Here is an 18,175-nt window from a genome sequence, read left to right as displayed (position 1 = left end):
TCCGGCGTGGTTGGTGTCAAGCCCAGGGGGCCGGTATGGCGCTTCTGCGGGGTTATGCCTCACGCAGGCTTTTCGCCAGGGCCAGTTGTTCTGCGGGCAGGGCTGACAGGATAACCATGGCATGGGCCAGCCCGGCCTCATCCGTCAGGGAAACATCAACCAGTGGCACCGTGCCCGGTGGCATAAGGCTTTCGGCCCGTTGCTTTGCGCCACCATGCAGCACCAAAGTCGGTTTGCCGCTGGGCAGGGACACAACTTCCATATCGCGCCAGAAAACCCCTTTTCGGAAACCGGTTCCCAAGGCCTTGGAGCAGGCTTCCTTGGCCGCAAACATCTGCGCATAACGATCTGCGCGCTTGTTGGGACGCCGATCAGCGCGGGATTGTTCCAGCGTCGTGAAGCAGCGATTGGTAAAACGATCTCCAAACCGCTCCAGGGAGGCGGCGATGCGAGAAATCTGGCATAAATCCGTGCCCGTGCCGATGATCATGCTTGTTTCTCCGCTGCCTGCTGTCGTTGCAATTTTGCGCGCCGCTGCCGCTTTGCAAAACGGCTGTCACGAAAGCGCTGTATCATCAGGCGCAAGGGAAAATAGACCAGCGGAAAAATAATGACAGACAGAATTGCCCCGCCCAGAATCATGGGAATTAAAACGTCCCCGATATTATCTATCAGATAACTGAATGACAGTGTTTCCTGAGGAACGCCCTTGCCTGCATTATACAGGACGTTGCTGCCCAACTCATAGGTGGCAATCCAGATGAATGGAAATGTCCAGGGATTGCCAACCAGTGTACCCAGTGCGGAAGCGACCATATTGCCGCGAATGAAATAGGCCAGCAGTGCCCCCAAAACAAAATGGAACCCCATAAAGGGCGTGAAGCTGACGGCGGCACCGGACGCAAAACCAGCGGCGATGCTGTGTGGTGTGCCTGGCAGGCGCGCAACCCGACGTTTATAATAGCTGCCAATCCGGCGCAGGCTCATTGTCGGCCAAAGAAACCTTAAGATGCGGTCGGCACGGGTCGTTGGAATGCTGCGGCGGAAAAGCATGGAAATGTTATGCCCGCTCTACTGAATTGACATATTTGGACGCGCGCAGGGCAGCCAGAACATTGTTCAACTGTTTTGCGTCGGTCACTTCGATATCAATCAGCATTTCAAAGAAGTCCTCACTTCGGCTGGTAAATTTAAGATTAGAAATATTGCCGCCGTCTCGTCCAATCACGCCTGTAAATTCTGCCAGGGCACCGGGTTCATTTATCAATACGGCCCGAATCCGTCCTGTAAATGCGGTGCCGTCAACAGCATCGGCATCCCAGGACACATCCAACCACCGTTCCGGCATGTCGGAAAAGTTTTCCAGGGTCGCACAATCAATATTGTGGATCGTCACGCCTTTTCCAGTCGTAACGATGCCAATTATGCGATCGCCGGGCAAGGGATGGCAGCATTTCGCAAAATGAATGGCCATATGAGGAATCAGGCCGCGAATGGGAATGGCCCCACCCGCTGTTGGATCAATCTGTCCAACCGAAACGCGACGCTTGGGCGGGCCTCCCTTTTCCTTATCTTTCTCTTTCGCACCTGGATAGGCTGCGAACAGGACTTCGCGTGCCGTCAGGCGGCCTTCTCCGACCGCAGCCAGGATATCTTCCGCTGTCTCCAATTCAAATCGGGCGGCAATTCCTTTCAACGCCTTTTCGGTGGCGTCATAGGCAGCGGCTTTGAAGGTACGCTCCAGAATTTCCTTGCCCAGGCGTACATATTGTTCCCGCTGAACAGAGCGCACAAAACGGCGAATGCAGGCCCTGGCCTTGCCGGTAACGACAAAGGTTTCCCAGGCCGGTGAGGGGGTCTGAGCCTTAGAGGTGACGATTTCAACCTGATCGCCATTGCGCAATTGCGTCCGCAGCGGCACCAGTCGCCCATTGACGCGGGCTGCGGTGCAGCGATTGCCGACATCGGTATGCACAGCATAGGCGAAATCGACCGGTGTCGATCCGCGCGGCATGGCGTGCAGGTCCCCTTTGGGGGTGAAGATGAATACCTGATCGGCAAACATCTCCATCTTTGTGTGTTCCAGGAAGTCTTCCGGGCTGGAGGCATTGTCCAGAATTTCCAGCAATTCGCGCAGCCAGCGATACTGCTTGCCCTCGGTCAGTCCCAATTCCTCATCGGACAAGCGTTGGGATCCGGTTTCCTTATAGCGCCAATGAGCCGCTACCCCCAATTCAGCAATGTCGTGCATATCCTGGGTGCGGATCTGGATTTCAATGCGGCGGTTTTCCGGCCCGATAACGCCGGTATGGATGGAGCGATAGCCGTTGGGCTTGGGAAGCGAGATGTAGTCCTTAAACCGGCCTGGCACCATTGAGTATTTGCCATGCAACGTGCCCAGCGCCTTATAGCAATCTTCGACGGAATCGACGACGACACGAAACGCCATGATGTCTGACAATTGCTCAAAGCCGATATTCTGGCGCTGCATTTTGCGCCAAATGGAATAGGGCCGCTTTTGACGTCCGCCGACGTCTGCCGTAATTCCGGCCTTTTCAAGATCCTTTTCCAGCGCGGCCTGGACCCGTTTGATGACATCGCCACCAGCTTCTTGCAGAAATTCCAGGCGCGCGACGATAGAGGCCCTAGCATCGGGGTTAAGCTCCTGAAACGCAATGTCTTCAAGCTCTTCCTGCCAATCACGAATGCCGATGCGTTCTGTCAGGGGAACATAGATATCCATGGTTTCCCGGGCGATCCGGCGGCGCTTTTCTGGGGCCTTGATAAAATGCAGCGTGCGCATGTTGTGCAGGCGGTCTGCCAGTTTGACAATCAGGACACGGATGTCCTGAGACATGGCCAATACCAGTTTGCGGAAGTTTTCCGCCTGTTTGGTCCGATCAGATTGCAGTTCCAATTGCGACAGTTTGGTCACGCCATCGACCAGGGCGGCCACTTCCTCGCCAAAAGTGGCGCTGATGTCTTTGACGGTGACATCGGTATCTTCAACGGTATCGTGCAACAATCCGGTGATGATGGAGGCGCAATCCAGCCGCTTGTCGCTCAACAGGCCCGCAACTTCTACCGGATGTGAAAAATAGGGGTCGCCACTGGCGCGCTTTTGGTTTCCATGGGCCTTCACGGTGAAGACATAGGCGCGGTTCAGTGCGTCTTCATCCGCACCGGGCTCATAGGCTTTTACACGTTCGACCAACTCGTATTGACGCATCATGGCGCGGGGGACGTCCTACAGAACTTACAAGATAAGTATAGTGACTACAGTTTCGTAAACCACCCAATGTTGAAAGAGATTTCGTGGCTTTATTGCAATAAACAAGGCCCGATGCATTTGCACCGGGCCTTGTTAGGTATTCGTAATGACATCGCCCCCACAAACGCACAGGCAGGCGATGTGCCGTCTATCAATCGTCGGCGTCGATGTCTTCAAACTTTGGCGTGTTCAGCGGCTCGTCATCGTCATCATCCGGGGCCATCGGAATCGGGCCCGGATCCGGCATGGCGGGCATTTCTGCGGCGCCGATCATGGACTGTTCAAAGATTTGAACATCGTCGTCTTCTTCCGGCTCGTCCGAATCAATGAAGCGCTGCATGCCCCGGACCAATTCATCCTGCAATTCGCTGACATTGACTTTGTCATCCGCAATTTCGCGCAGGGAAACGACAGGGTTTTTGTCGTTGTCACGCTCGACTTCAATTGCCGCGCCATTTGCGATGTCGCGGCTGCGCTGTGAGGCAACCATAACCAGTTCGAACCGGTTCGGAACTTTTTCGACGCAATCTTCAACGGTAACGCGGGCCATGGGCTCTTATATCCTCGTCGGTAAGAGGGGACATTTCGGTGGTCTTTGGTGGTCGAACACCGATCCGTGGTGGTCGAACGCCGTGTCCGAATGCAAGAATAACAGCGGCGCAAACCAAAGCCTGCACCGCATTCGGGCTGTACATACCCGTCTCATCCCGAAAGTTCAAGCCCCCAAGCAGGGGTAAGGCGTAAAGCATTTCAGGTTCACGCTTGAAAAATTATCGTTAATATCGATGGAATTCCATTAGATAGCGCTTGAAACCGGTCCTGCGCGCGGCTACGTACTAAGAACATTTTGGAACGACAGAGAGTTTTGGGCTCATTTATAAGCCGCGCCTCTCTCAACGCCCCATACATTGATAACCCATATTTTTTTGGAGGCTCAAGGCCGTGCAACTTGGCATATACAAAGAAGAAAAATTCGCAATCTTTATTGATGGCGCCAATCTTTACTCTGCTGCAAAAGCATTGGGATTTGATATTGATTACAAGAAACTGTTGTTAAAGTTTAAGACCGAAGGCCGGTTGATGCGGGCCTTTTACTATACAGCCTTGTTTGAAGACCAGGATTATTCCCCGATCCGTCCCTTGGTGGATTGGCTGGACTATAACGGCTACACGATGGTTACCAAACCAGCGAAGTCCTATACTGATGCGCAGGGACGTCAGCGGATCAAGGGCAACATGGATATGGAGCTGGCGATCGACATGCTCGATATGGCGCAGCATCTGGACCATGTGATTCTATTTTCTGGTGATGGTGATTTCCGCAGTCTGGTTGATGCCGTGCAACGCCGCGGCCTTCGTGTGACCGTGGTCAGCACAATCAAATCCAACCCGCCAATGATCGCTGATGAGTTGCGCCGTCAGGCCGATAACTTTGTCGAGCTAAATGATATTGCGCGCGATATCGCCCGTAATTTCCATGAGCCCCAGCGGCCGGCTGCTGCCCCTGGCGCGGCGCCTGCTCGCCCGGTGCGCGGACCCAGCGCTGATTTTGACGGTGATTACGATGACGATGACTATGATGATGATGCGGTCGTCGATGATGAGGATGACGACGAAGAAGACGACTATGCCGGCGTTGAGGCGATTGTTGAACGCACTGACCGAAACGGCAATCGATGACCCCTGGCGGTACGGATGTAACCGGGACCGCCTTTGACAACCCCGGTCGCGATTGCCCCCTTTGTCCGCGTTTGGTTGCGTTCCGCACAGAAGTAAGAGCGGCACAGCCACAGTGGTGGAATTCGCCCGTACCCAGTTTCGGATCCCTGGATGCGCCGATCCTGATACTGGGGCTGGCACCGGGCATGCAGGGGGCCAATCGCACGGGGCGCCCTTTCACCGGCGATTGGGCCGGGGATCTTTTGTATAAAGTTTTACTGGATTTAGGGTTGGCACAGGGCGTCTATGACCGACGGCCCGATGACGGGCTGACCCTGATTGAGTGCCGTATCGCAAATGCGGTTCGCTGCGTGCCGCCTCAGAACAAGCCGATCGGACAGGAGATGACGGCCTGTCGTCCCTTTCTGGATTGTGAATTGGCGGCCATGCCAAACCTGAAAGTCATTTTCAGCCTGGGTAAAATTGCCCATGACGCGGCCTTACGGTCTATGGGACATAAGGTTTCTGCAGCGAAATTCTCTCATGACGCTATTCACCGGTTATCCGATCGGCAGGGACGTTCCCTGGCATTGGTGAACAGCTATCATTGCTCACGCTATAACACCAATACGGGCCGCCTGACGGAGGATATGTTTCGCAATGCGCTTGGCTCTGCCAAGATGGCGGCAGGTCTGACATAAGGGAGAAGACGGCGATGACTGATAGGGTGCTAGGGGTATTTGGCGGCAGTGGCCTTTATGCAATTGAAGGTCTTGAGGATGCCGAATGGGTCATGGTTGAAAGCCCCTGGGGGGCACCATCGGATGCCGTCTTGTGTGGTACGCTGGCTGGCACCAAGATCCGCTTTCTGCCCCGTCATGGTCGGGGGCATGTCCAATCGCCATCCTCAATAAACTACCGCGCCAATATCGATGTCATGAAGCGATTGGGCTGTACCGATATTTTGTCCGTTTCTGCCTGTGGGTCGCTGAAGGAAGAATTGCCGCCCGGTCATTTTGTGATCGTTGATCAATTCATTGACCGCACCTTTGCGCGGGAAAAGAGCTTTTTTGGTCCGGGATGCGTTGCGCATGTCTCTGTCGCTCAGCCGGTTTCTTCCTGGCTGGGTGATATTGCCCAGGCTGGATTGCAGACCTTACAAATTTCCCACAGCCGTGGTGGTACCTATCTGGTGATGGAAGGTCCGCAATTTTCGACCCAGGCGGAATCAATGCTGTATCGCAGTTGGGGCTGTTCCGTCATTGGCATGACCAATATGCCAGAAGCGAAATTGGCGCGGGAAGCGGAAATGCGCTATGCGACGATTGCCATGGTTACGGATTACGATTGCTGGCATCCGGATCATGATCATGTCGATGTCGCCATGGTCATCAAGACCCTGTTGGCCAATGCCGATCACGGGCGTGCCCTGGTTCGCTATGTTGCGGAAAATCTGAATACCTGGTCCAAAGAACCGGATTGCGGCAGCGACCGCGCGCTGGACTTTGCCTTGATCACTTCGCCAGACGCGCGAGACCCCGCCATGCTGGCAAAGCTGGATGCCGTGGCAGGCCGGGTGCTGGATTAAAGAATAGTTTCCGCGCTCATGCTTCGCATGATGCGGTTTACTTTTTTGCGCTCATGCTGCGCATGATGCGGTTTACTTATTGGCGCTCATGCTGCGCATGATGCGCTGCGGTTTACTTATTCGCGCTCATGCTTCGCATGATGCGCTGCGGTTTACTTATTCGCGCTCATGCTGCGCATGATGCGCTATAGCCTCTTACCATCGCGCAAAATTGCCAGGGCTTGTGGTGTATAGCGTCCATCGGGATCATCCGCAGGGCCGTGCAATGCCAGCCCCGGCAACAGGGTGGTACCACCGCGCACCCCCTTGCGGGCCCGCACGATGACGCGCTTTGCTGGTTCACCCGCGCGCGGCCATAGGGGCAGGACTGCGATCTCTCCTGCCTTTTGGTACAGCAAGGCCAGGATATCATCCAATCGATCCGCCCGATGGATCAGAGTCAATCCGCCCCGTGGTCGGGTCATCCGTAACATGACGGTGATCCAATCCTTCAGGCGGGCGGCCCCTTCAACATTGGACCGTGCCCGATCTGCAATGGGCGATGTCTCGCCGGTTTGGGGTTCCAGATAGGGCGGGTTGGCGAATACCTGATCGAAGCTGTTGGGTTCCAGCGCCTTGGGCATGGACAACAGATCGCCTGTGACGATGGTGGTTCTGTCCGCTAAATTATTCTCACACGCATTCCGCCGGGCCATATCGGCGGCGATGGAGTCCAGTTCCAACCCAAACAAGGTCGGACCTGTCATTCGTTTGCCATAACAAAACAGGGCGGTACCGACGCCACACCCCAAATCCAGCACTTTTCCTTCGTCACAATCGGGCACCGCAGCGGCCAACAGCACAGGATCCATCGCCGCGCGATATCCCTGTCTGGGTTGCTGCAGGATCAGGCGGCCATCCAGAAAGCGGTCGGCGACGGTCTCATTCAGCGTATCGGTCATGGAATATCCTGACCCGCATCGCGCAGCACGCGCCGCGCCGCGTCCCAATCTTCATCCAGCACCATCACGCGACGGGGCAAGACACCCAAAGACCCTTCCAGGATGCTGGTATGGCCATCGAATACTACACATTCGATACCGGAATCGCGCAACAGAACCTCGATAAAGGAAAGTTGCACCATGTCATTGGACCTCAGCAGTTCTTTCATTAACCCGATGATCCTTCCCACGCGAAAACTTCCATCGGCTGGGTTCGCCCCCGAATTTCGACCAATCCCAGGGACTTCACATCCTGTGCACCGGATCGTTCAACTGTTTCTGCCGACAGGATGATTCTGGTGCCATAGGTTTTGTTCAAATTTTCCAATCGGGCGGCCAAGTTTACTGTATCTCCATGTACGGTATAATTCATTCTGGATGCTGCGCCTACATTCGCTGCAATCACAGGTCCTGTGGCGATACCGACACGAATGGCCAGCGTTTGGGTAAGAAAGGTGCTGTTTTCCAAATGCAGATGCATGGCGCGCGCGGCCGCCAATGCCTTGGCCGGATGGTCGCGGTCCCCCAATGGCACATTGAAGACGGCTAATATCGCGTCCCCTTGAAATTGTGTAACAATGCCACCCTGGCCCTGGATGATGTCGACCATATCGGTGAAATAGGCATTCAATACCTGCACCAGATGATCGGTCTCCAGCCCTTCACACAAGGTGGTGAACCCAACCAGGTCACAGAACAGAACTGTTGCCTCGACCTTCTGGGGTGCCAGTTCCTTTGGCGATCGCAGCATTCGTTCCGCGACAGCGGTTGGAACAACCCGACCGAACAGGTCCATTATTCGTGCGCGTTCTTTCAATCCCTCCACCATATGGGTGAAGGCCAGACCGGCCTCGTCCAATTCGCGCATGCGGCTGCGGGGCAGGGGATCAACGGCGTCAAGATCGCCTGTCGCGACATGCAGGGAGGCTTTTGCCAGCGCTTGTATCGGGCGGACCGTGGCCCGGGCCATCCAAAGTGCCGCGATAATGGAAATTAACATGACGCCGCCACCGACGACCAAAATTGCCCGCAATCGATCCCGCACCGTATTGTAGCGTGTTTCATCAACATACAGCCCGACCGTAATGGGCTTGTCCGCTGCGGAAACCTGAAGGGTCCGATAGGCAAAGAAATAATTCTGCCCGGCGAAGGTGCTTCGGCCCATTTTGATGGATTTGTCCTCGGAAAAATTTTCAAAAATCACATCCTGTAAAGTTGGAAAGGAGGCCAGGATGCCGTCTTGGAAGGTGTTAAGCGGGGGCAGGGGTTCCACTTTGGATGCATTTGACTTTAATTCCGCCAGACCTGGATGGGCCAGAACACTGTCAGATCCATACAGCAGGAAAGGGACTTTTCCGGCAAAATCCTGAAGACGGCGTAACTGTATGGACAGGTCCGCGACAGCCTTTCCCTGCATCAGCACGCCGATAAATTCCCCCTCCCGGTACAGGGGTGTGTGCAGGTTAATCGCCGTCTGTTGTATTTCAGAGACCCAGACCGGTCGCCGCCATACTGATTCCGTGGTGTCTTTTGCTTGTGCAAGTGCATCAGCAATACCTGGAATTTGCATGTAATTCCCGACCTTCAAGGGGGCGTCGTCATCATTCCGGCGGGCCCCCAGCAAGCGATAGCCTGTGCCGTTCGTGTCAATCAGCAGCAGACCGGCCAAATCGGGAATGGCGGCCATAGAGGCATCTAGGGTGATCGACAGGCGTTCGGGGGCATCGAAGCTCAATCGACCGTCTTCAAATCTGTTAGAAATAAATCGGGCCTGGCTTTCAATAGGGGCCAGTTCCGCCGTCAGACGGCGATCGGCTTCTTCCACCATTTGGGTGGCTTCCCGGGCCATCAGGGTCAGGGTATTGCTTAATGCCCCGATCAGTCCTGTTATCGCGACGGCTGAAATGGACAGTGCCAGCAGACCGCAGAATCCAAAGAGCAAGACCGAACGTATGGATAGGGTCACAAAGCGAACTCGCCTTCATAGAATTGACACACCTGACAATGCCGCAGTCCGGCATCACAGAAAAGCGTAAATCCTGACTTGGCGACCGGCAAAACAGACGTTAAGGTTTTTTTATGCACTTATCAGACTCACAAATCGAAGAATATGATCGCTCCGGCTATCTTCTTTTTCCAGGGCTGCTGGATCAGGAAGAGGCACAGCTTTTGAAGGTGACGGCATCGGTGCTTTGCGCCCGACCCGGTCCTGAGATTGTTCGGGAAAAAGAAAGCAACGGCATCCGTCTGGCCTATGGCGGGCATGAGGTTTGCGAACCTTATAAGCGACTTAGCACGCTGCCGCGGTTATTGAATCCCGTGCGACAATTGCTCAGGGAAGACGCCTATATTCACCAAAGCCGCCTGAATCCGAAGGAAGGTTTTTCCGGCGGGGCGTGGAACTGGCACCAGGATTTCGGGACCTGGCATCGCGAAGATGGCATGCCAGAACCCCATTGCGTCATGACAGCAATATTTCTGGATGATTCCACGGCGGTGAATGGACCTTTGCTGGTGCTGCCGGGTTCCCAGCATCATGGCATCGTCAACACGGTAACGCGCGAAGACGCGACCGGTTACACGGTGATGCAGATTGACCCGCCTGTTGTTTCAGACTTCGCAAACCGCAATGGGATCGTCCCCTTGATGGGGCCTGCAGGGACGGTTGCGTTTATTCATTGCAATCTGGTGCATGGGTCTTCGAACAATGTCAGCCCCTGGCCGCGATCAATCATGTATTTCAATTATAATGCCGTCAGCAATGCGCCTACCGGTGGGAATGGTCGTGCCTGGTATCACAACAATCAGGATCATACGCCCCTGGAACTGGGCGATGATGATGGATTATACGCGCTGACCCGCGCTGCTGAATAATTCTACTTGGGAAGGATCAGGTCATGACCGCCATCACTACGAAGCCTCCGGCTAGCCGCAGCCTTGATTGCTCGGATGCGGAATGGGCGATGCGGGTTGACCTGGCGGCCTGCTATCGCTTGGTTGATGCGCATGGTTGGATTGATCAGATTTACAATCACATCACCGCCCGTGTTCCCGGCGAGCCGAGGCATTTTCTGATCAATCCCTATGGTCTGGCCTATAACGAAGTCTGTGCGTCAAATCTGGTGAAGATTGATCTGGACGGCAATGTGGTAGACGGCTCCAGCTATGGCATCAATGCGGCGGGTTATACCATCCACAGCGCGGTCCATGCCGTGCGCCATGATGCAGTATGTGTCTTGCACACCCACAGTGATGCCAGCACGGCGGTGTCCTGCCTGGATGAAGGCTTTATGCCGATGACCCAGGGCGGCTTTCAATTTTATAACCGGCTGGCCTATCACGACTATGAAGGCATCGCGTTGGACCTGTCCGAACGGGAACGTCTGGTTGCCGATCTTGGCGATAAATGGGCCATGGTGCTGTATAATCACGGAATTTTGACACTGGGCGAAACCGTCAGTCATGCATTCTCGCGGCTGTATTATTTTGAACAGGCCTGTCGCGTTCAATTGGATGTGTTGGCAACGGGGCGCCCGATTAAGATGCCCAGCCCCGAAGTGTGTGAGCACACGGCCAAACAATGGGAACCAAACGGGCGCGATTGGGAGCCAGAGGCCGATAAAGCCACGCGCAGCGATACCCCGGAATGGGCAGCCTATCTGCGCATGTTGGATCGCAAAGACCCATCCTTCCGGGACTAGAACATTCTACGGTTTTGGCTGTGCCAGGCGTTTGACGCATTCGGTAAAGGCGGTCAGGTCGGTGAAAGGGTCCTGGGCGTCGTGGGTTATGATATCGAAACCACTGGCAACCACCGCCCCGTCCAGCATCAGATTATCCACCATATCGAACTTTTCGATTGTCTGGGAATCCAGGCCGGTGCTGCGACCGGTAAATGGGGTGGATGTGTTTGAATAGGCGAGAACAGCCTTGCCCAGTCCCCGCATATAGCCGATTTCATAGGCGGTACCAGGGTCACAGGATGGCCCGCGAAACGGTGTCATATTGGCGATGACCGCGTCGCATTCATCCATCAGCTTGGTATTGGCATGGAAAATTGCCATTCCTTGTGCATGTGGATTAAGGCGTTGTAAATCCAGCTCATTATCCAAAGGAAAGACACCGACCAGGCCAAACTGGGCGCATAGTTCCTTTTTGCGTTGACCCAGAGTTACGGCATCCGGGTGAAAGACATCGGGACCAGCCAGATAGACCCGCATTCCTAAACCCCGCCCCAGGCAACAAAATGGGGGTTTTCGAAGATCTTGTTCTTGGCATAGGTGAATGGGGTGCCATCGGTAAAGGTGACACGTCCCCCTGCGGCGGCCAGGACCGCATGACCGGCGGCGACATCCCATTCCATGGTGCGACCCAGACGGGGATAGACATCAGCAGAACCGTCCGCCACCAGACAGAATTTCAGGGAACTGCCTGCGGAAATGACTTCGGCAATCGCATGGCCTTTCAGGAAGGCGGCCATTTCATCCGCATCGCCATGACTGCGGCTTCCGATCACGGTCAATCCATCCTCTGGCGGTGTCCGCACGGTTATATTGACAACCGGCCCGTCACCGTCCTGTCGCCACGCACCCATGCCGACGATGCCGCTATACAAGCAATTCTTGGCAGGCAACAACACGACGCCTAAGAGTGGCTGGTGATTCACAATCAGTGCGATGTTGACGGTGAATTCGCCATTGCGCTTCAGAAATTCCTTGGTGCCGTCCAGCGGGTCAACCAGCCAGAACGGTCCGTCACCGACATCGGGAATGTTGCCAGCTGCGGCAGCTTCTTCCGCCACGATTGGAATGTCTGGCGTCAGGGTTTTCAGCAGTGGCAGAATGATCGCCTCGGCGGCCGTATCCGCCTCCGTCACGGGGGAATGGTCGGCCTTCACATCCGCTTCAAAATCGGTGGCATAGACCGCCAATATCTTAGCACCCGCGACAAAGGCCGCTTTTTTGATGCCTTGTATAAGCTCTTTGGGGTCGTATTTCAGGTCGGACGTCATAAGCCTCTATTCCGCCGCATCAGCTTTGCTGGCAGCCTGTAGAGTCTGCCAGATTCGGGATTGGGTTGCCGGCATGTCGATATGGTGAATGCCCAGATGTTTCATTGCATCCACAATGGCATTGATCGATGCAGGCGGTGCACCGATGGCACCGGCTTCCCCCGCGCCCTTGATGCCCAACGGATTGGTGGCACAGGGAATGTCATCGACATAGGTGAAATCAATATTGGGGATGTTATCCGCCCGGGGCATGCAATAATCCATATAGGAACCGCTGAGCAATTGCCCGGTTTCCGGATCATAGATGGTTTCTTCCATCAGTGATTGGCCCAACCCCTGACCAATACCGCCATGGACCTGACCAGCCAGCATCATTGGATTAACCACGGTGCCGAAATCATCGACGACGACATAATTCAGGATATCCAACGTCCCTGTTTCCGGATCGATTTCCAGTTCACAGACATGACAGCCATTGGGATAAGTCTGGGCTTCTGCCTTGTGGCGGGCCTTCACATCCAGGCCGGGATCAATGCCGTCCGGTACGACGGCCGGATCATGAGCGGCGCGTGCGACGTCTTCGAAACTGACCGTGCGGTCGGTGCCGACCACGGCAAATTTTCCATCGATATATTCAATATCGGCGGCGGCTGTTTCCAGCAATACGCTGGCGATCTGTTTGCCCTTTTCAACGACACCTTCTGTGGCATCGCGCACGGCAACGCCGCCTTCGGGGATGGATCGGGATCCGCCTGTGCCGCCGCCGCGTTCCACCACATCTGTATCGCCCTGAATGACGGTGATACGATCCAGGTCGATATCCAGCCGGTTGGAGATGATTTGCTTATAGGCGGTCTGGTGCCCCTGGCCGTTGTCCTGAGTGCCGATATACAGGGTGACCGCCCCATCCTCTGCGACGCGAATATCGGCCTGTTCCCCAGGACCGGCGCCACAGCATTCGATGTAATAGGACATGCCCATGCCGCGCAGTTTGCCGCGCGATGCGGATTCCTGGCGGCGCACCTCAAAACCTGAGCGATCCGCCCGTTGCAGGGCAATATCGGTCAAGCGCGCAAAATCACCGGAATCATAGACCGGCCCCACAGGGGTCGTATAGGGCATGGCGCTGGTGGGGATGTAATTGCGCTTGCGCAGCTCCACCGTGTCAACGCCCAGATCCAGCGCGGCCTTATCCATCAGGCGCTCCAGCAGGTAAGCAGCCTCCGGACGTCCGGCCCCGCGATAGGCATCCACCGGCGTTGTATTGGTGAACAGGCCATGGACCCGCAAATGGATAGCGGGGATGGCATAGACACCAGAATACATCTTGGCGCTCGCCATGGTCGGGATGAAGGCCTGAAAGCCGGAAATATAGGCACCCATTGCAGCCTTCAGGGTGATGTCCAGACCTGTGATCTTCAGGTCCTTGCCCAGCCCCAGCGTAATTTCGCTGACATGATCGCGGCCCATCTTGTCGGTGGTAAAACCGTCATAGGACCGTTCTGCGACCCATTTTACCGGCCGCCCGATGCGCCGTGCGCCATACAGCACGCACAGTTGTTCGGGATACAGAAAGATCTTCATCCCAAATCCGCCGCCGACATTGCCGGTCAGGATTCGCATACGGGATTTGTCGACATGAAAGATATCATCAGCCAGTTGCCGCTGGACCGAATGCACGCCCTGGGTCGGGGTGTGCAGGCTGTAGCGACCCGTCTCCGCATCGCCCTCATACTTGCCCAGCGCAGCGCGGGGCTCCATGGAATTGACAATGATGCGGTTGTTGATCAGTTTCAGCGTGACCGTATGGGCGGCATCTTTAAGCCCGGCCTGAACAGCGGCTTCATCGCCAAAATCCCAGGTGAAGGATCGATTGTTCGGGGCCTCGTCATAAACCAGGGGCGCATCGGGGGCATCGGCCTTGTCCGTGTCGGTCACCGATGGCAGGTCGTCGTAATCCACCATGACCAGCTCTGCCGCATCGCGGGCCTGGTCCAGCGTTTCTGCAATAACGAAGGCGACCGGATCGCCGACATGACGCACCTTACCCGTTGCCAGGGCATATCGGGGCGGGTGGATCATTTTCGATCCATCGGTCTGGGTCACGACAATGTTGGCTGGCATCGCGCCAATGCCATCGGCCAGCATGTCGTCACCCGTGAAAATATCCAGAACGCCTGGTGCGCCCTTCGCATCGTCGATATCGATGGCAAGAATATTGGCATGGGCATAGGGGGAGCGCACGGCGACCGCATAGGCCTGATTGTCCCAATCCACATCGGCGGTATATTGCCCGTGACCGGACAATAGTTGCAGGTCTTCGGTCCGTCGGATCGGCTGTCCAATACCAAATTTTGCCATTACGCGGGCTCTCCCCAAAAGGTCAATTTTCACGACAGATCATAGGGCTAGTGCCGGTTTGGTCAATCACACTGCCATAATGTCATGCAACCTTCACCACATGATAGCGGTGGGCGGTCAGGGTTGGCGACCAATGATCTTCGGCCAAGCCTGCCTTGCGCTTCAGATGACCCAGAAACTGTTTTGGATCAGGCAGTTGCTCCCAGACCTGAGGCAGGAAGGTGGCGCGTCGATTGCCATCCTGCAGGATCAGTCCATCCACGTCGGGGACAAGCTGTGCCAACAGGTCCTGCTCATCCTGGAACAGCATTTGTGACGGCGGGCTTAGGATGGAAATGGAGGAGGTGATGTCTGGCAATTCCTCTGCCGTGATTGGTGGGAATCGGGGGTCTTTAAACCCGGCACGATAGGCATTCTGGGCCAGGTCCTGAACCAGGGGCTGATGCGCCTGTAACGATCCGATGCAGCCCCGAAGCCGCCCCTGCTTTTCCAAAGTGACAAAGGTCGCCCCCGGCGCTTTCAATTCTTCTGGGAAGGACGGCAGGTTTATGGATGGAACAGCCCCTTTCTCCAGGGCATGGTGGACAATTTTCATCAGCAAGGCGCGGTGCTTTTTGGCGATTTCTTCGGCGGTCATTCGTATAAGGCCCAACTGCCATAACCCACAACGCGGGCCGGGTCGCCCACCGTGTCCGCCGAATTGCACAGGCCAACCCGTTCAATCCGCATGCCCCGTTGCTTGGCCAGATGCAACAGGCCTGACATCGGGATGCGCCCACAGGCTTGGTCGCGCCCGATGGCCGCATAGTCCAATGCCTCTACAGCATGTGCGGTTCTGGTATCCAGCGCGTTGCAGGCATCATAGTCCAGGAAGTGGCTCAGATCGGTGGAGATCACAATCCGCGTCTCCGGCCCGCCCCACAGACGCTCCAGGACACCGGCAACCTCTTCCGCATTGGCCTGCCCGACGACGAAGGGCAAAAGGCTGGCCTGGGGAAGATAAACCTGCAAAAAGGGCAGATGGACTTCCAGACTGTGTTCCTGCTGATGGGTGCCGTCATGGGTTGCTACCTGGGGCAGGTCGGACAATCCCGCCAGCACCCCCCGATCCAGCGGCATCGCGCCCAGGGGCGTCTTCCAGTAATCCGCCGAACTGGTCGCCAATCCGCGCACCGCCACACGGTGGCACGGCCCTAGCAAGACGATCCGCGTGATCTGTGCCTGATCCGGCAACAACCGCGCATAGGCCGCGCCCGCACAGGCCCCGGAATAGACATAGCCCGCATGGGGCGCAATGATCGCCTTGGGCACTGGCCCTTCAGAAGGCGTTGCCCGAACAAATTTCTCCACAGCCGCCCGCAACCCCGCCGGATCAGCCGGATAAAATGTCCCCGCAATCGCAGGCGGTCGGATCAGCGCCATGATGGACCCTATCCCTTTGGTCATGAAGATGTGCTAGTCTAGCGCAATGAATGACACAGCGAAACCGGTTGATCCTGACATTCTGAACGCCGTCCCCGCGCGCTATTGGCAGCCGCTGGAGGATGGGCGGATTCAGTGTGATGTGTGTCCGCGCGAATGCAAATTGCACGATGGGCAGCGGGGGCTGTGTTTTGTGCGGGCCAGGCGGGGCGACGAACTGGTGTTGACGACCTATGGTCGGGCATCGGGCTATTGCATCGATCCGATTGAAAAGAAACCGCTGAACCATTTTCTGCCCGGTACGCCGGTGCTGAGTTTCGGGACGGCGGGGTGCAATCTGACCTGCAAATTCTGCCAGAACTGGGATATTTCCAAAAGTCGCCAGATGGATCGGTTGATGGATCAGGCCGCGCCCGGCGCGATTGCGGCAGCGGCTCAGCAGACGGGCTGTCGGTCGGTTGCTTATACCTATAACGATCCGGTGATTTTCCTGGAATATGCGGTGGATGTGGCGGCGGCCTGTCACGAGGTGGGGATTGCTAATGTCGCGGTCACGGCAGGCTATATCAAGGATGCCGCGCGCCAGGAATTCTTCCAGCGCATGGATGCGGTCAATCTGGACCTGAAGGGATTTACCGAGGATTTCTATCACAAGCTCTGCACCGCCAGTCTGGCTTCGGTTCAGGAGACAGCGGTCTATCTGGTGAAAGAGCGGAAATGCTGGGTCGAACTGACCACGCTGTTGATCCCGGGCGAGAATGACAGCGTGGCGGAGATTGAGGCCCTGACACAATGGGTGTTTGAGGCGCTGGGCCCTGACGTGCCGCTGCATTTCACGGCCTTTCATCCGGATTATAAGATGATGGATAAACCCCGCACGCCGCCAGAGACCTTGATCCGCGCCTGGAAGATCGGGCGCAAGAATGGGCTGCATCATGTCTATACCGGCAATATCCATCACGAACCGACAGGCTCGACCTATTGCCCTGGCTGCGGGACCAAAGTGATCGGGCGCGATTGGCATCAATTGAGTGATTGGGGATTGGGCCAGGGCGGTCATTGCACAGGCTGTGGCACTGCCATTGCGGGTCGGTTCGAGCCCAGGCCCGGCACCTGGGGACGACAGCGCAAACCAATTCGCCTAACCGATTTCGCCCGCAATTGGCAGGCGCAGCAAGAGGCGCAATAGGATCGTGAATTCTCATCTTCTCTCGAGGCTATCGGCTCCCTCCTAGAGGGGGGGGACGGGTCATTTACTCCCTCCCCCTTGAGGGGGGAGGGTTGGGGTGGGGGTGACAAGGCCGCAAGGCCTTTCCCTGCAGTAGGGTTGATTGCGGAGGAGAGAGCACCCCCCTCCCAACCTCCCCCCCTCAAGGGGGGAGCCCGCTGGAAGCACCGCACTTACAGCCCCTCCTTCGAGACGGCGCTATCGCGCCTCCTCAGGATGAGAATGGGACCCTGTATCCCCGTCATACTCGCGCAGGCGGGTATCCAGGGCTACAAGCACCAATCGCGCCTGCCGCCCTGGACCCCGGATCACGTCCGGGGTGACGATGTATCACACAAACGCGCCCTCACCCTGAGGAGCGTAGCGTCTCGAAGGGGGAGCCCTCTGCAAGCACCGGACTTACAGCCCCTCCTTCGAGACGGCGCTATCGCGCCTCAGGATGAGAATGGGACCCTGCATCCCCGTCATACTCGCGCAGGCGGGTATCCAGGGCTACACGCACCAATCGTGCGTGCCGCTCTGGACCTCGGATCACGTCCGGGGTGACGATGTATCACACAAACGCGCCCTCACCCTGAGGAGCGTAGCGTCTCGAAGGGGGAGCCCTCTGCAAGCACCGGACTTACAGCCCCTCCTTCGAGACGGCGCTATCGCC

General features: G+C 56.3%; 18 protein-coding genes. 6 read left to right on the top strand and 12 right to left on the bottom strand.

The genetic code is table 11. The annotated features are described in order from the left end of the window. Window positions 1-52 precede the first annotated feature (52 nt). The 4 genes from acpS to rpoZ form a co-directional block, all read right to left on the bottom strand. Window positions 53-490: a holo-ACP synthase gene (acpS, locus tag ACOSDM_RS15030; RefSeq protein WP_420725362.1), complete on the bottom strand. Its 438-nt coding sequence runs from the start codon at window positions 488-490 to the stop codon at window positions 53-55. Beyond that, window positions 487-1,053 (bottom strand): DUF2062 domain-containing protein, encoded by a 567-nt coding sequence (locus ACOSDM_RS15025; RefSeq protein ID WP_420725361.1) that lies wholly within the window; start codon window positions 1,051-1,053, stop codon window positions 487-489. The genes acpS and ACOSDM_RS15025 overlap by 4 nt, the downstream gene beginning before the upstream one ends. A gap of 7 nt (window positions 1,054-1,060) precedes the next feature. Beyond that, window positions 1,061-3,232 (bottom strand): RelA/SpoT family protein, encoded by a 2,172-nt coding sequence (locus ACOSDM_RS15020; protein ID WP_420725360.1) that lies wholly within the window; start codon window positions 3,230-3,232, stop codon window positions 1,061-1,063. Window positions 3,233-3,422: 190 nt separating this feature from the next. Then, the gene (rpoZ, locus tag ACOSDM_RS15015) at window positions 3,423-3,821 is read right to left on the bottom strand and encodes a DNA-directed RNA polymerase subunit omega (RefSeq protein WP_420725359.1); all 399 of its coding nucleotides are present in this window, start codon (window positions 3,819-3,821) and stop codon (window positions 3,423-3,425) included. A 404-nt stretch (window positions 3,822-4,225) separates the two neighbouring features. On the opposite strand from rpoZ, the gene ACOSDM_RS15010 reads away from it, so the two are divergent. The 3 genes from ACOSDM_RS15010 to ACOSDM_RS15000 are packed head-to-tail and all read left to right on the top strand — an operon-like array spanning window position 4,226 to window position 6,518. Then, the gene (locus ACOSDM_RS15010; protein ID WP_420725442.1) at window positions 4,226-4,951 is read left to right on the top strand and encodes an NYN domain-containing protein; all 726 of its coding nucleotides are present in this window, start codon (window positions 4,226-4,228) and stop codon (window positions 4,949-4,951) included. After that, entirely contained in the window at window positions 4,948-5,631 is a 684-nt protein-coding gene (locus ACOSDM_RS15005; protein ID WP_420725358.1) for a uracil-DNA glycosylase, read from the top strand. Before ACOSDM_RS15010 ends, ACOSDM_RS15005 begins: the two co-directional genes overlap by 4 nt. Before the next feature lie 14 nt (window positions 5,632-5,645). Beyond that, window positions 5,646-6,518 (top strand): S-methyl-5'-thioadenosine phosphorylase, encoded by an 873-nt coding sequence (locus tag ACOSDM_RS15000; protein WP_420725357.1) that lies wholly within the window; start codon window positions 5,646-5,648, stop codon window positions 6,516-6,518. A 185-nt stretch (window positions 6,519-6,703) separates the two neighbouring features. Here ACOSDM_RS15000 and ACOSDM_RS14995 read toward each other — a convergent pair whose 3' ends face one another. Genes ACOSDM_RS14995 through ACOSDM_RS14985 form a run of 3 tightly spaced genes read right to left on the bottom strand, consistent with a single transcriptional unit; the run spans window position 6,704 to window position 9,464 of the window. Continuing rightward, a complete protein-coding gene (locus tag ACOSDM_RS14995; protein ID WP_420725356.1) occupies window positions 6,704-7,459 on the bottom strand; it encodes a tRNA1(Val) (adenine(37)-N6)-methyltransferase in 756 nt (251 codons plus the stop codon). Further along, window positions 7,456-7,668: a DUF2007 domain-containing protein gene (locus ACOSDM_RS14990; RefSeq protein WP_420725355.1), complete on the bottom strand. Its 213-nt coding sequence runs from the start codon at window positions 7,666-7,668 to the stop codon at window positions 7,456-7,458. The genes ACOSDM_RS14995 and ACOSDM_RS14990 overlap by 4 nt, the downstream gene beginning before the upstream one ends. Then, a complete protein-coding gene (locus ACOSDM_RS14985) occupies window positions 7,668-9,464 on the bottom strand; it encodes an adenylate/guanylate cyclase domain-containing protein (protein ID WP_420725354.1) in 1,797 nt (598 codons plus the stop codon). Before ACOSDM_RS14985 ends, ACOSDM_RS14990 begins: the two co-directional genes overlap by 1 nt. A gap of 113 nt (window positions 9,465-9,577) precedes the next feature. Between ACOSDM_RS14985 and ACOSDM_RS14980 the strand changes: the two genes are divergently transcribed. Together ACOSDM_RS14980 and ACOSDM_RS14975 are read left to right on the top strand one after the other, a co-directional pair. Then, window positions 9,578-10,372: a phytanoyl-CoA dioxygenase family protein gene (locus tag ACOSDM_RS14980; RefSeq protein ID WP_420725353.1), complete on the top strand. Its 795-nt coding sequence runs from the start codon at window positions 9,578-9,580 to the stop codon at window positions 10,370-10,372. A 23-nt stretch (window positions 10,373-10,395) separates the two neighbouring features. After that, a complete protein-coding gene (locus ACOSDM_RS14975) occupies window positions 10,396-11,199 on the top strand; it encodes a class II aldolase/adducin family protein (protein WP_420725352.1) in 804 nt (267 codons plus the stop codon). Window positions 11,200-11,205: 6 nt separating this feature from the next. Here ACOSDM_RS14975 and ACOSDM_RS14970 read toward each other — a convergent pair whose 3' ends face one another. The 5 genes from ACOSDM_RS14970 to amrB all read right to left on the bottom strand — a co-directional run bounded on the left by ACOSDM_RS14970 (window position 11,206) and on the right by amrB (window position 16,316). After that, a complete protein-coding gene (locus ACOSDM_RS14970; protein ID WP_420725351.1) occupies window positions 11,206-11,718 on the bottom strand; it encodes a nucleoside 2-deoxyribosyltransferase in 513 nt (170 codons plus the stop codon). A gap of 2 nt (window positions 11,719-11,720) precedes the next feature. Next, on the bottom strand, window positions 11,721-12,509 hold the full coding sequence (gene cysQ, locus ACOSDM_RS14965) for a 3'(2'),5'-bisphosphate nucleotidase CysQ (protein WP_420725350.1): 789 nt from the start codon (window positions 12,507-12,509) through the stop codon (window positions 11,721-11,723). Between the two features lie 6 nt (window positions 12,510-12,515). Further along, complete coding sequence (locus ACOSDM_RS14960) at window positions 12,516-14,870, bottom strand: xanthine dehydrogenase family protein molybdopterin-binding subunit (protein ID WP_420725349.1); 2,355 nt, start codon at window positions 14,868-14,870, stop codon at window positions 12,516-12,518. A gap of 82 nt (window positions 14,871-14,952) precedes the next feature. Then, entirely contained in the window at window positions 14,953-15,507 is a 555-nt protein-coding gene (gene amrA / locus ACOSDM_RS14955) for an AmmeMemoRadiSam system protein A (RefSeq protein ID WP_420725348.1), read from the bottom strand. After that, a complete protein-coding gene (amrB, locus tag ACOSDM_RS14950; RefSeq protein ID WP_420725347.1) occupies window positions 15,504-16,316 on the bottom strand; it encodes an AmmeMemoRadiSam system protein B in 813 nt (270 codons plus the stop codon). The genes amrA and amrB overlap by 4 nt, the downstream gene beginning before the upstream one ends. 22 nt (window positions 16,317-16,338) lie before the next feature. Between amrB and amrS the strand changes: the two genes are divergently transcribed. Then, the gene (amrS, locus tag ACOSDM_RS14945) at window positions 16,339-17,481 is read left to right on the top strand and encodes an AmmeMemoRadiSam system radical SAM enzyme (protein WP_420725346.1); all 1,143 of its coding nucleotides are present in this window, start codon (window positions 16,339-16,341) and stop codon (window positions 17,479-17,481) included. Window positions 17,482-18,175: the final 694 nt, after the last annotated feature.

Origin of the sequence: Hwanghaeella sp. LZ110, from assembly GCF_048892525.1 — a bacterium.
Taxonomy (GTDB): Bacteria; Pseudomonadota; Alphaproteobacteria; order UBA8366; family Aestuariispiraceae; genus Pacificispira.
Note: the sequence above shows the minus strand (reverse complement) of the source record. Positions and strands in the feature narration are given on the sequence as shown.